Raw genomic sequence first — 13,814 nt, 5'->3', positions numbered from 1 at the left:
CATGTTGACACGATTTTTGATTGCCGCATTCGTCCTTCTTGCTGCCTGCGCACCCGGCCCTGCCCCCTTTACCGGCCCGATAATCATCGGGGACACGGACCCGGTGCGTTTTGCCGGGCGCCAACCCAGCACGTTCCCTGTACGCGGCATGGACGCCGCACGGTTCCAGACCAGCGTGGACTGGGTTCGGGCCAAGGCAGTGGGGATCGAGTTCGCCTTTCTGAAAGCGACCGAGGGCGGCGATCTGGCCGACCCGATGTTCACAGACCACTGGCGCGGTGCAGGTCAGGCGGGCATCCGGCGCGGGGCCTATCACTTCTACTATTTCTGCACGGCGCCCGAGGTGCAGGCACAATTCTTTATCCGCACCGCGCCGAAGACGCGCGGCAGCCTGCCCCCAGTGCTGGACATGGAGTGGAACCCGTTTTCACCAACCTGTCAGCGTCGCCCCGATGCGGCCACGGTGCGCAATGAAATGCAGCGCTGGCTGGACATCGTCGAGGCGCACTATGGGCAGAAACCCATCATCTATACGACGCCCGGCTTTTATGAGGATGCCGAGTTGAACCGTCTGCGCGGCTACGAATTCTGGTTGCGCACCACAGCCAAAACCCCGGCTCAGGCCTATCCCGGCCAGTCGTGGCGCTTTTGGCAATACACCTCGACCGGGACATTGCCGAATACGCCCGGAGCGATCGACATCAATGCCTTCAACGGCTCCGCCGCCGACTGGCAAAGCTGGCTGGAGCAGCGGACGATCCGCTAGGCGACCTCGTCCCCGCTGACCCGGAAGAAGATGGCGTAGAGTGCCGGCACCACGATCAACGTGAGGATCGCCGCAAAGCTGAGCCCGCAGATGATGACGATCGCGAGCGAGGCAAAGAACGGATCCCAGATCAAGGGTACAACACCCAGCACGGTTGTCAGCACGCCCAGCAACACGGGCCGCACCCTGCTGACCGCTGAATCCACGATGGCATCCATACGCGGTTTGCCCCCGGCGATCTGACTGTCGGTTTCGTCAATCAACACGATGGCAGCCTTGATCAGCAGGCCGGTCAGAGACAGGACACCCAGGATCGCCATGAACTCGAGCGGCGTTTGCGTGGCTGCAAGTCCCCAGATCACCCCGATGAGGGCAAGCGGCACCGTCAGCCAGATGATCAGCGGCTGGCGGATCGCATTGAACAGGAAGAGCACAACCAGGATCATCGCGCCAAAGCCCAAGGGCATGGTGGAGGCAAGACCGGCATTGGCCTCGGCAGAGTCGCCGTATTCCCCTTTCCACTCCAACGCATAGCCGGGCGGAAGGGCGATATCTTCGATCTGACCCCGGACCTCGTTGAAGAGGTCACCAGACAGAACACCCACAGCGTTGTCAGACTGCGCCGTGATGGCCAGCTTGCGGTCGATGCGACGCAGGTTGCCCGCCTCGAACACAACCTCGAACCGGTCCACGACCTGGTTGATCGGAATGTACCCACCGGCCACCTGGCTGAAGACCTGCACATCGCGCAGTTCTGTCACGTCATCGCGCTCAACCGCAGTTGGGCGCATGACGATGTTCAACAACTCGTCCCGTTCGCGATATACGCCCAGGGTCGAACCGGTCAGGTGAGTGGCAAGTGCGCCTGAGATATCGCTCTGGGTCAGACCCAGACGGCGTGCGTTTTCGGTGTCGATGACGGGTCGGAGTACTTGCACCTGTTCGCGCCAATCATCTTTGACCGCGATGGCACCCGCATCGGACATGATCGCCTTGGCTTCGGCTGCCAGTTCGCGCAGCACCACGGGATCGGGGCCAAAGAACCGGGCCTCGACCTTGGACCCACCGCCGGGACCCAGTATGAATTTCCAAACCTTGGCATTGGCTGCGGGATAGTTTTCGTCGATCCACGCCTGCAACTCGCTGCGCAGGCCTTCTATCTGGTCAAAGCTTTCCACGTCGACGAGGATCTGCCCGTAGGCCGAGTTCTGCGTCTCGGCCTCGTAGATCAGCATGAACCGCGTGTGGCCCTGACCGATGGCCGTGTTTGTTCCGGTGACACCGGGCAGCGTGCGCACATGTTCACTGATTTCGAGTATGTCCGCCTCGGTCGCAAGGATGTCGGCACCCTGCGGCAAGAAATAGTCGATCGCAAACTGCGCGCGGGTGGAGGCCGGAAAGAAGCCGGGCGGCACCATGCTGAACATGGCAATCGCAGAGGCAAACAGCGCTACGACAAGGCCGATGGTCAGATATCGCACGGCAATCGCACGTTTGAGGATGCCACGGTACATCCGCAGTACTATGTTTTCCCGCTCTTCCACGGCTGTGCCGGGTTTCAGCAGCAGGGTGCAGAAATACGGTGTCAGCCAGATCGCGACCAGCCAAGAGAACAACAACGAAATGGCGATGGTCCAGAACAAGCTGCCTGCATATTCACCGGTGTTGTCCGGCGAAAAGCCGATGGGTGAGAAGGCAAGGATGCCAACAAGTGTCCCGCCCAGCAGGGGCCATTTCGTCTGGTTCACAACGGCGATGGAGGCCGATGCCGCGCTTTCGCCCCTTTGCACGCGCACCAGCGTACCTTCGACCACCACGATGGCGTTATCGACCAGCATCCCCAGCGCGATGATCAACGCACCCAGCGAGATGCGCTGCATGTCGAGACCGTAGAGGTACATCCCGAACAGCGTGCCCGCGACAGTCACCATCAGGATGCCGCCCATCAGGATACCCGACCGCAGCCCCATGAAGATCAGCAGCGTGCCCACGACGATGGCCAGCGCCAAGACGACGTTCATGACGAAATCGTCAACCGACTCTTTCACCGTGACGGACTGATCCGAGATTGGCAGCACATCGATCCCGATTGGGCGCTGGTCAATCAGCGCATCCATACGTTCCTTGACCGCGACACCCATGTTGACGACGTTGCCGCCCAGCGTGTTCGAAATCCCGATCCCGATGGCAGCCTTCCCATCCCGGTACAGCAACATGGTCGCCGGGTCTTCGACCCCGCGACTGATCGTTGCGATGTCAGACAGACGGAAGGACGCGCCGGTCTGCGCGTTGGTGATCATCAGGTTGCCAATGGCCTCAGTCGAAGACACCGCGCTTTCCGGTCTGACCATCAAACGGGTCTGCCCCGCTTTGATCGATCCAGCGGGCCGGACAAGGTTCTGACCTTCGAGGATCTGTGCAATCTGGTCCGGTGCCAACCCAAGCTCGATCAGGCGGGCGGACGAGTATTCGACGTAGATCACTTCGTCCTGAACACCGTTCAGCACCACCTTGGATACGCCATCGACGGTCACCAATTCGCGCTGCAGATCCTTGGCGTATTCGTGCAGTTCACTGATGGAGAACCCATCCCCAACCACTGCGAAATAAAGGGCGTAAACGTCACCAAAGTCGTCAAAGACAACGCTTTCAAGGGCATTGGGCGGTAGGTTCCCCTGCGCATCCTCGACCTTGGCACGCATCTGCGCAAACCGCTGATACAGGTCCGGATAGTCCGATACCGAAGCAATGGTGAACTCGACATTCACGATGCTGAGGCCCGGCGACGACACCGATCTGACCTCATCTACGCCTTGCAACTGCTGCAGGGCGTTTTCGACAACCTCGGTCACTTCTTCCGCCACCTCTTCGGCGCTGGCGCCTGGATAGGGTGTGACGATCTGAGCCTGACGGATGATGAATTCGGGATCCTCGAACCGCGGCAGCACGGTGTAGGCAAAATACCCCGAAATGAGAATAAGAAGCGTCGAAATCGCCGAGATCAGACGCTTTTCGATGGCAAACCGGGCCAGATCCATAACTTAATCTCCAACCCGGGTGATCGGACGTATCGTCATCCCGTCAATGATCTGACTGACCCCGGCAGCAATCACGCGGTCACCCGCGCTTACTCCCTCAGTCACAGCAACCTCCGCACCACTGGGTTCGCCTAAGGTGACGGGTTGCTTGGATACAGCGTTGTCATCGTTCAGCAGCCACACGAAAGGCGAACCATCCGGATCCGCACCTACTGCTGTCAGTGGAATGCGCAGTTCTGCAGCAAACCCGGGTGCTGTTGCCAAGGCTCGACCAACCATACCGGGCAGGATAACCGTCCCGTTCGGCTGTGCGACACTGACTCGGCCCCGGTAGGTTTGTGTGGCGGCATCCGCCTGAACCGAGAATTCCACAACTTCCGCGTCAAATGTCTGCCCCGGCAGCGCATCGAATTGCACCTGTGACTTGATCTGATCCTGCCCATTTGCAGACAGCGCAATCACATCCGGCCCGGGCACGTCAAAGGCAAGATGCACCGTGTCGATGTTTTGCAGTAGGGCAATGCTTTGGCCCGCCTGCACGTTAGTGAAGTTGTCGATGTCACGGCGCGAAATGATACCGGCGAAAGGTGCGGTCAGCGTTGCATCATCGAGGTTGTCTCGGGCCACCTGCAGTTGGGCTTCCAATCCGCGTAAAGCTGCCTCGGACGCTTCAATGTCTTCGGCCCGCCCACCGGACTGCCCAATGATCAACTGCTCTTGCTGCGCGCGCAAGTTCGCTTCGGCTACCCGCAAGGATGCTTCATCTTGTTCAAGACGCGCTGCGGCCACAACGCCGCGTTCTGCCAGCTCGCGGGTCCGTTCAGCCTGATCAAGGGCTTGATCCACCTGGGCCTGCGCCGATTCAACGGCGGCTTCCAGTGCGACAATCTCTTCAGCGCGCGCACCTGTTCGCAAGGCACGCAGCTGGGCCGCCGACTGATCACGGGAGCTTTCAAGCTGGGCAATCTGGCGTTCGAAATCGCGCGGATCAATCTGCGCAATCAGATCACCCAGCCCCACATCCTGCGCACCGCGAATGGGAAGCTCAATGACGCGCCCACTGACGCGAAAGGATAACTCCACCTCCTCGGACGGCAACACAATCGCAGGATATGTGCGCTGGATCGTCGCCTCAGTTTCTTGAACAGTCGCGATCTTGGCAGGGCGCACAACGTCCTGAGCACTGACCGACAAGGCTGATGCAAGCGTTGCACCGATGCCCAATAGAAAACCGCTAATAATATTCATCGCCGTGCTACGCCTTTGTCCAATACTTGATCGGACAATTATGCGACGCAGCAGCCGAGTCAACGAGTCGGCGGGCAAACTCAGTTCAATCGGCGGTTTCACCCGTCCTTGCGGATCACCTCGTTCTTGGGGTCATAGGGGCTGTCGGTCACGACTTCGGCGGGCCACAGCTTGTCGAACATCTTGACCTGCAGCTTGGTCCCCGGCTGGGCCAGATCGGGCTGGACATAACCCATGCCAATGGACTTCCCAAAGGCAACCGAATACCCACCAGACGTCAGTCGGCCCACGCGCGTATCCCCGTCATAAAGCGCTTCGCGTCCCCACGGGTCCGCATCCTCTGGCCCGTCAATTAACAGCGTCACGCAGGTTGAGCGCACGCCGATCTTTTCCATCGCGGCCTTGCCATGGAATTCCTTCGACAGATCAACAAAGCGCGGCAAATCAGCTTCAATGGGCGTCGCATCGCGACCAAGTTCTGTGCCAAACGCGCGGTACGATTTTTCCTGACGCAGCCAATTTTGCGCCCGTGCGCCCACCAGCTTCATCCCGTGCTTTTCGCCTGCTTTCACAAGCTGATCCCAGAGGTAGTTCTGCATCTCGATCGGGTGGTGCAATTCCCAGCCCAGTTCACCGGTATAGGCTACGCGGATCGCACGCACAGGGCACATGCCCAGTTCGATGTCGCGATAAGACAGCCATGGGAAGCGTTTATTCGAGAGCACGGTCGCCGGATCCGCATCCCTGACCAACTCGTTCAGCACATCACGCGACTTTGGCCCGGCAATGGCGAAGACACCCCACTTGGTGGTCACATCCTCTTCGTTGATGCGACCAAACTCCGCCTCTTTCTCCATGATCGCCTTGTAGAGGTAATCCTGATCATAGGCGTGCCACGCCCCTGCCGACACGAGGTAGTAGTCATCCTCGGCCAGCCGCACGATGGTGTATTCCGTGCGCGTGGTTCCCGCCGCCGTCAGGGCATAGGTCAGGTTGATGCGCCCAACCTTGGGCAGCTTGTTGGTGGTGAACCAATCGAGGAAAGCCGTCGCGCCCGGGCCGGAAATCCGGTGCTTGGTGAAAGCCGTGGCATCGACCAGCCCCACGCCCTCGCGGATCGCCTTGGCCTCTTCCACTGCGTATTGCCACCAGCCGCCGCGACGGAAGGACCGCGCGTCGTGGTCAAAGCTGTCAGGTGCATTGAGCGGCCCATAGTAGTTGGGTCGTTCAAATCCGTTTACGCAGCCGAACTGCGCCCCTGCCGCCTTTTGCCGATCATAGGCTGGACCCGTCCGCAGCGGGCGGCACGCTTCACGCTCTTCATCCGGGTGGTGCAGAATATAGACGTGCTCGTAGCATTCCTCGTTCTTGCGGGCTGCATATTCGGTTGTCATCCAGTCGCCGTAGCGCTTGGGATCAAGCGAGGCCATATCGATCTCGGCTTCACCCTCGACCATCATTTGGGCAAGGTAGTACCCGGTGCCACCGGCGGCCGTGATCCCAAACGAGAACCCTTCGGCCAGCCACATGTTCTGCAGACCCGGCGCGGGACCCACCAGCGGGTTGCCATCGGGTGTGTAGCAGATGGGACCGTTGAAATCGTCCTTGAGGCCACTGTCCTCGCATGACGGCACACGGTGGATCATCGCCATGTACTGTTCTTCGATCCGCTCAAGATTCAGCTGGAACAGGTCAGCCCGGAAGCTGTCCGGCACGCCGTGTTCGAACCGTGCAGGCGCGTTCTTTTCATACACACCCAAAATCCAGCCGCCACGCTCCTCGCGGACATAGGACTGGGCATCGGCATCGCGAATAACCGGGTGTTCGGCATTACCGTCGGCGCGATACTTCACCAGTTCGGGGTCCTGTTCCATCACGATGAACTGGTGCTCAACCGGGATGGCGGGCATCTTGATACCCAGCATCTGGGCGGTGCGCTGCGCGTGGTTGCCAGAGGCCGTCACCACATGTTCGGCGGTGATCACCACCTGCTCGTCTGACGGAACAAGGTTGCCGCCTTTTTCGACCATCTTGGTGGCCGTAACCTCCCACGCCTCACCATTCCAGTGAAAGGCGTCGGCCTGCCATTTGCGTTCGATCATCACGCCTCGCTGACGCGCCCCCTTGGCCATCGCCATCGTGACATCTGCCGGGTTAATGTAGCCATCGGTCTGGTGATAGAGCGCGCCTTTCAAATCCTCGGTCCGGATCAGTGGCCATTTCGCCTTGATCTCATCCGGCGTCATGAACTCATAGGGCACATCGCAGGTCTCGGCGGTGGAGGCATAGAGCATGTATTCATCCATACGCTCCTGCGTCTGCGCCATGCGCAGGTTGCCCACAACGGCAAAACCGGCGTTCAGCCCTGTCTCTTCCTCAAGCGTCTTGTAGAACTTGATCGAATAGTCGTGGATGTGGGTCGTGGCATAGGACATGTTGAAATAGGGCAACAAGCCCGCGGCATGCCATGTGGAACCAGAGGTCAGCTCATCCCGCTCCAGCAGCATCACGTCATCCCACCCAGCACGTGCCAGATGATAGGCAATCGATGTCCCCACAGCGCCGCCGCCGACAACCAATGCTTTGACCTGCGTTTTCATGTTTCGATTCCCTCGCAATCCGTCCCCGTTGTTCTATGAAAACAACGCGCGCCCCGCGCCAGCAAGCCGACCGAACGCTGCGGAAAAACGACGCCCACGACAGGTCCCGTCTTCTCTGTTTCAAAAAATCCCGGGGGTTTGGGGGCTGGCCCCCAACACATACATGGCGTCGCCGAAGGCGTCCGCAGGATCACGGCAAACGGGTGAACGAAGCCCGTCCGATGGGGGCAAGGCCATCTGCGGTCAGAAAGTCGGGATGGGTCAGCAGACGGATAGATTGGCGCGGTTGTGTTTCGACATTCGGGCCGGTGTAGTCCGGCCCACTATCTACCCCCGCATCCCACGGCCAGAGCACCACGGTCACCTGATCCAACCAATTGTCTTCGGTGCGCAGCTGCACGCCACTGGCGCCGGAAAACCAATCCGGACTAGGCGCGAGCATCGTCGCAAAGGAAATATGGCCCAACGTCTCGTCCACGGTCATATCAAAGGAAAACGCACCTGGGCTGGCGACCCCGGGCAAGACCACATGCGCGCCGACGCGGCCACGCCGACGCCCCTCGGCCAATTCCGCTTCAAGTACACTGACACGACCGTTTGTAGCGACAAGGGCCAAGCCGCTCGAGGCTGTATCTCCGTCCCGGAAAAGGCTGTATCGCGATGAATGCGCGAAGGCGATCAATCTGCTCCAATGCGCGTCCAGCTCATCCTCTGCCGTCCAATTGAACGCGACATCGACACGGTAGCGCGCCGTGTCCTGCGCCTGCGCAACACCTGCCATAACCAGGCAGAGGGCGGTCGCGATTAGTCTAGCGACGAGCGCCAAAGATCTTGCCCGGGTTCATGATGTTCTGCGGGTCAAGCGCTGTCTTGATTGCCGCCATGTATTCGACGGTTGGCCCAAGCTCCTTGACCAGATAAGGCATCTTGCCCTGCCCGATGCCGTGCTCCCCGGTGCAGGTGCCGTCCATCCGGATCGCCTCATCGGCCAGAAACGCGGTGAACTCTTCGGCGCGGCGCACTTCGTCGGCATTGTCCATATCAATCAGCACAAGGCTGTGGAAATTGCCGTCCCCAACATGACCCACGATCGGTGCCAGTAGATCCAGTTCTGCCGCCTTGGCCTGTGCGCCCGTCACAGCCTCGGCCAAGCGCGAGATGGGCACGCAGACATCTGTTGAAATCCCCTGCGCACCGGGCCGCAATTGCAGTGTCGCCCAGTAGAGATCATGCCGTGCCTTCCACAGTTTGTTGCGTTCCTCGGCCGTTGCGGTGGCTGCAAAGTCCGTTCCGCCCGCATCTTCGGCGATGGAGCCAAACATCTCGGCCTGTTCGATCACGCCGCTGTCGGAGCCATGAAATTCCAGCAGCAGCAGCGGTGTCTCCGGCAAGGTTAAACCGGCATAGTCATTCGCCGCTTTCACGTTCAGGGCGTCCATCAACTCAATCCGGGCGACGGGGATGCCGTATTGGATCGTCGTCATCACAGCCTGACAAGCCGCATCGATCGAGGGAAAGGACATACGGGCTGCAGAAATGGCCTCGGGAATACCCTGCAGTTTCAGCGTGATCTCGGTGATCAGGCCCAGCGTGCCCTCGGACCCGATCAACAACCGGGTCATGTCATAACCGGCGCTGGTCTTCTTCGCGCGCTGCGCGGTTCGGATCACCCGACCGTCGGCCATTACAGCTTCAAGCGCTAGCACGTTGTCTTTCATCGTGCCGTAGCGCACCGCGTTGGTGCCCGACGCGCGGGTGGACGCCATGCCCCCAAGCGAGGCATTGGCGCCGGGATCGATGGGAAAGAACAGCCCACGGTCCCGCAGATAGGTGTTCAACTGCTCGCGCGTCACACCCGGTTGCACAACGCAATCGAGATCTTCGGCATTGACGGCCAGAATCTGATCCATCTGCGTCAGGTCCACAGACACCCCGCCTGCAGGCGCGTTCACATGCCCTTCCAGCGACGTGCCGGTGCCGAAGGGGATCACCGGCACCTGGTGCGTCGCGCAGACCTTGATGATGTCGGACACTTCCTTGGTCGAGGTGGGAAACACCACCGCATCTGGGGCCTGACCGCGAATCCACGTGGTCGTGTGCGCGTGCTGGTCGCGCATCGCCTGACCCGTGTGGAACCGATCGCCGAATTGCTGCTTGAGGATGCCAAGCGCTGTGGCAATCCCCTCTTCGTTGCGTGGCAGATCAATAGCCTGCGGCATGTGTGCTCTCCCCCTGATCGCCGGGCGTCAGTCGCCCAGCGCAATTCCTTCGCGGCGCGGGTCCGCCCCGCCCAGCAGAGTTTCACCAATCTCAATCGCATGGAGACCGGAATTCAACCCACGCACATTCACTTCGAAGCCAAGCGCTTCCATGGCAGGTGCAAGATCGGCGGCCGATGTGCCCTCTTCGAAGTCATAGGTTCCAAAGCGGTTCACCGCGTGGGGCAGACTGATGGCCTGCTGCACGTCCATACCCCAGTCCATCCATGCGATGATCGACTTGGCTGTGTAGCCGATGATGCGGCTGCCGCCAGGAGAACCGATGGCCAGAACCGGGGCGCCATCCTTCATCACTATGGTGGGGGACATGGATGAGCGGGGGCGCTTGCCCGGCGCCAATGCATTTGCAATTGGCACACCATCCACATGGGTGCTGAAGCTGAAATCAGTGAGTTCGTTGTTCAGCAGGAAGCCATGCACCATCAGCCGCGACCCGAATGCGTTTTCGATGGTGGTCGTCATCGACGCGACGTTGCCATAGGCGTCCACAATCGAGATATGCGAGGTCGACGGCAGTTCGAGGCTTTGGTCATCCGCCCAGTTGCTGGCATGGTCAAAGGCCGGATTGCCCGGCGCGACTTCGGCCAGTGTCGTGTCTCCGCCCAGTTGACCCGCGCGGTCGGCAAGATACGCAGGATCAACAAGACCGGCAGTTGGCATTGGGACAAAATCACTGTCCGCCATGTACCGCCCTCGATCCGCGAAGGCGAGGCGCGAGGCATCCCCGATCAGCCGCCAGCTCTCAGGGTTCTCCGCCCCCAGCGCTTCCAAATCGTAACTGTCTAGCATTCCAAGGATCTGTCCCACGGTCAGCGCCCCGGATGAGGGCGGCCCCATCCCGCAGACATCATGTGCGCGGTAACTGACACAGACCGGTGCCCGTTCCTTGACCTGATAAATGGCGAGATCAAGCTCGGACAGAACGCCCGGATTGCCCGGTGCAAATTGCACAGTCGCCATGATGTCCTGCGCAATCTTGCCGGTGTAGAACGCATCGGCACCTTCAGCCGCCAAGATCCGCAAAGTCTGGGCATATTCGGGATTTTGCAGCACTGTGCCCACGCTCAATGGCACCCCGTCTGGCAGGAAGTAGTCTGCGGTCACGGGAATGCGGCCCAGGCGTTCTGCATCCCGCTCGACCAGACCAGCGAGACGCGGCGACACTTCGAACCCATCCTCGGCCAGATCAATCCCGGCATCGAATAGGGTAGGCCACGGTTGGCTGCCCCAACGCCGATGCACCTCTTCCAGCAATGCCGGTGTGCCTGGCGTGCCAACGGATCGTCCGCCGACCACTGCATCGAAGAAGCCCATGGGTTCTCCATCCTCGGTCTGGAACAATTGCGGCGTGGCTGCCAACGGTGCTGTTTCGCGACCATCAAGGGTCGTCAATTCCTGTGTTTCCGCATCATACCAGACAAGGAACGCGCCACCGCCCAGTCCTGACGATTGCGGTTCGACTAGGCCAAGCACGACCTGCACCGCAACAAGGGCGTCCGCTGCGGTGCCACCCTTGGCGAGCACTTCGACACCGGCCTGCACAGCCAGCGGATTGGCCGCGGCCACCATGTAGTTTTGCGCTTCGACCGGCTGACCTGCGTCCTTGGAGGCCTGAGCGGCAGCCACCGCCTCGGTCGTTGCGACGGCAGCGCCATCGGTCCCGCTTTCGGGCTGCACGGCATCTGCCGTTTGCTGGGCCAAGGCGGCCCCTGCGATCAGGGTAAAGGCAACGGTCATGGAAAAGCGCATGGGATCCTCCTTTGGCGCGGCAGGCAGGTCAAATCAGACGTCAAAACCGGGCAGACACGCCGCCCGGGGTATCACAGCATGGATGGCACAACCTGATCCGGCGGGCGGTGGCCATCATCAAAGGTCTTGATGTTGATAATGACCTTTTCGCCCATCTCGACCCGGCTTTCCCGTGTGGCCGAGCCCATATGGGGCAGCAGCACAACATTGTTCAGTTCGCGCAGGCGCGGGTTCACCTCGGTCCCGTTTTCATAGACATCAAGACCCGCCCCCGCGATCTCGCCCGCACGCAACATCCGGGTCAGGGCGTTTTCGTCAATGACCTCACCACGCGACGTGTTCACAATCACGGCGTCCGGTTTCATCAACTTCAAACGGCGTGCATTCATCAGGTGAAAGGTGGAGGGTGTGTGCGGGCAGTTGACGCTGATCACATCCATGCGGGCCACCATCTGGTCGAGGCTTTCCCACCATGTGGCTTGCAACTCTTCTTCGATCTCGGGACGCAGGCGACGACGGTTGTGATAGTGCACCTGCATGCCGAAAGCCGCCGCTCGGCGGGCAACCGCCTGTCCGATGCGGCCCATGCCAAGGATGCCAAGCCTGCGTCCGGCGACCCGGCCACCAAGGAACGCAGTAGGCGCCCACCCGTCCCAATTTCCTGATTGCATCGCGGCCAGCCCTTCGGGCAGGCGACGGGTGACGGCCAGGATCAGTCCCATGGTCATGTCGGCCGTATCATCGGTCAGCACGCCGGGCGTGTTCGACACAAGAATGCCGCGCTGCCGTGCCGTCGAGACGTCAATATTATCGACGCCAGCACCATAATTGGCGATCAGCTTCAGCCGCTCACCCGCCTGTCCGATCATCGCGCCATCCACGGTGTCCGTGATCGTCGGAACAAGGACATCTGCGGACTTCATCGCCTCGACCAATTCGGCGCGTGTCATGGGGGCGTCGCTGTCACGCAGGGTGACATCGAACAACTCGCTCAGCCGGGTCTCAACCTCGGCGGGCAACCGTCGCGTAACGACAACACTCAGACGTTCCTTTGGCATTGCGCCCTCCCCGGTGCTTGGCCTTGCGTCCTATCTTTGGCATGGTGGCGGATGTGAGCACGAGGCACAAGAACCCCGGCCACATCAAAAGGCGAGTGACGAGCGGAAAGTTCCCGATGATTGCGGTTTGGCGGTTTGTGCTATCGATGCTTTTGGTGCTGGGGCTGACCCTGCCTGCGATGGCACGAGACACGGGTCCCGTAACCAACCTGCCACTGCCCCGCTTCGTGTCGATGAAAGCCGCCGAAGGTAACGTGCGCCGTGGTCCGTCCCTGACGCACCGGATCGACTGGGTGTTCAAGCGCCGTGACATGCCCCTGCGTATCACAGCCGAACATGGACATTGGCGCCGGGTCGAAGACCGGGACGGCATGGGTGGCTGGGTACACTATTCGCTGCTTTCAGGCACGCGCACCGTCATTGTTGAACAGGATATGCTGACCTTGCGCACGAAACCCGACGCCAATGCGCCGGTGACAGCTGCTCTGGAGGCCGGTGTGGTTGCCCGCTTGGGCAAGTGCGGACCCGAGTGGTGCCGGTTAAGTTCAGGTGGGTATCGCGGCTGGGCGCCCAAGGCGCGCCTCTGGGGCGTTGCGATGGACGAGTTGCGCGACTAGCCCAGCGCGGCCACGATCCGGATTTCCACGACAGCACCTTCGCGCCGCAAACCTGCCACTTCAACTGCCGTCCATGCGGGATAGGGCTCGGACAGATGTTTCCGCCTTACAGTATCAAACGAATCGAAATGGGCGCGCAGCCCGACGTGGTAGCTGGTCATCTCCACAATGGCATCCAGCGCCAGGTCAGCTTGCGCCAGCACCTCGGCAATCTTGGCGAAACAGGCGTTGAATTGCGCCTCCTCCGAGATGGGCATCGTGCCATCCGCAGCAGCCGCGGTGACACCCGTCATGAAAACGTGATTGTGCGAAACAACACCGGGAGACATGCCTGCAACGGCACAAGCATCTTCAAGCCCCGGCGGTATCAATGCCTGTCGCGTCATCTGGAACTCTCCTTGCTCTTGCCAGCATCTTGTTTAGCATTCAACGCGTTGCACAGCGCGTATCCAAGAAGAC

The 13,814-nt window shown here is 60.5% G+C and carries 10 protein-coding genes; 2 read left to right on the top strand and 8 right to left on the bottom strand.

Annotated features, from left to right (window positions below; genetic code table 11):
* Window position 1: 1 nt before the first annotated feature.
* Window positions 2-766 (top strand): GH25 family lysozyme, encoded by a 765-nt coding sequence (locus IE087_RS15255; RefSeq protein WP_189370224.1) that lies wholly within the window; start codon window positions 2-4, stop codon window positions 764-766.
* Here IE087_RS15255 and IE087_RS15250 read toward each other — a convergent pair.
* The 7 genes from IE087_RS15250 to IE087_RS15220 form a co-directional block, all read right to left on the bottom strand.
* A complete protein-coding gene (locus IE087_RS15250; protein WP_189370223.1) occupies window positions 763-3,804 on the bottom strand; it encodes an efflux RND transporter permease subunit in 3,042 nt (1,013 codons plus the stop codon). The genes IE087_RS15255 and IE087_RS15250 overlap by 4 nt on opposite strands.
* Window positions 3,805-3,807: 3 nt before the next feature.
* Entirely contained in the window at window positions 3,808-5,052 is a 1,245-nt protein-coding gene (locus IE087_RS15245; protein WP_189370222.1) for an efflux RND transporter periplasmic adaptor subunit, read from the bottom strand.
* 98 nt (window positions 5,053-5,150) lie between these two features.
* A complete protein-coding gene (locus IE087_RS15240; protein WP_189370221.1) occupies window positions 5,151-7,652 on the bottom strand; it encodes a GcvT family protein in 2,502 nt (833 codons plus the stop codon).
* Window positions 7,653-7,842: 190 nt separating this feature from the next.
* Window positions 7,843-8,433, bottom strand: a complete 591-nt coding sequence (locus IE087_RS15235; RefSeq protein ID WP_189370220.1) for a spondin domain-containing protein — start codon at window positions 8,431-8,433, stop codon at window positions 7,843-7,845.
* A 28-nt stretch (window positions 8,434-8,461) separates the two neighbouring features.
* A complete protein-coding gene (locus IE087_RS15230) occupies window positions 8,462-9,871 on the bottom strand; it encodes an FAD-binding oxidoreductase (protein ID WP_189370219.1) in 1,410 nt (469 codons plus the stop codon).
* A gap of 27 nt (window positions 9,872-9,898) precedes the next feature.
* Window positions 9,899-11,680, bottom strand: a complete 1,782-nt coding sequence (gene ggt / locus IE087_RS15225; protein ID WP_189370218.1) for a gamma-glutamyltransferase — start codon at window positions 11,678-11,680, stop codon at window positions 9,899-9,901.
* A gap of 71 nt (window positions 11,681-11,751) precedes the next feature.
* Window positions 11,752-12,738 carry a 2-hydroxyacid dehydrogenase gene (locus IE087_RS15220; protein ID WP_189370217.1) on the bottom strand — a complete coding sequence of 329 codons (987 nt, stop codon included), beginning with the start codon at window positions 12,736-12,738 and terminating at the stop codon, window positions 11,752-11,754.
* 146 nt (window positions 12,739-12,884) lie between these two features.
* Between IE087_RS15220 and IE087_RS15215 the strand changes: the two genes are divergently transcribed.
* Window positions 12,885-13,355: an SH3 domain-containing protein gene (locus IE087_RS15215; RefSeq protein WP_229801423.1), complete on the top strand. Its 471-nt coding sequence runs from the start codon at window positions 12,885-12,887 to the stop codon at window positions 13,353-13,355.
* Here the strand turns inward: IE087_RS15215 and IE087_RS15210 are convergent.
* Window positions 13,352-13,741 (bottom strand): Rid family hydrolase, encoded by a 390-nt coding sequence (locus IE087_RS15210; RefSeq protein WP_189370215.1) that lies wholly within the window; start codon window positions 13,739-13,741, stop codon window positions 13,352-13,354. The genes IE087_RS15215 and IE087_RS15210 overlap by 4 nt on opposite strands.
* Window positions 13,742-13,814 lie beyond the last annotated feature (73 nt).

Source organism: Tateyamaria omphalii, from assembly GCF_014651375.1.
Classification (GTDB): Bacteria; Pseudomonadota; Alphaproteobacteria; order Rhodobacterales; family Rhodobacteraceae; genus Tateyamaria; species Tateyamaria omphalii.
Note: the sequence above shows the minus strand (reverse complement) of the source record. Positions and strands in the feature narration are given on the sequence as shown.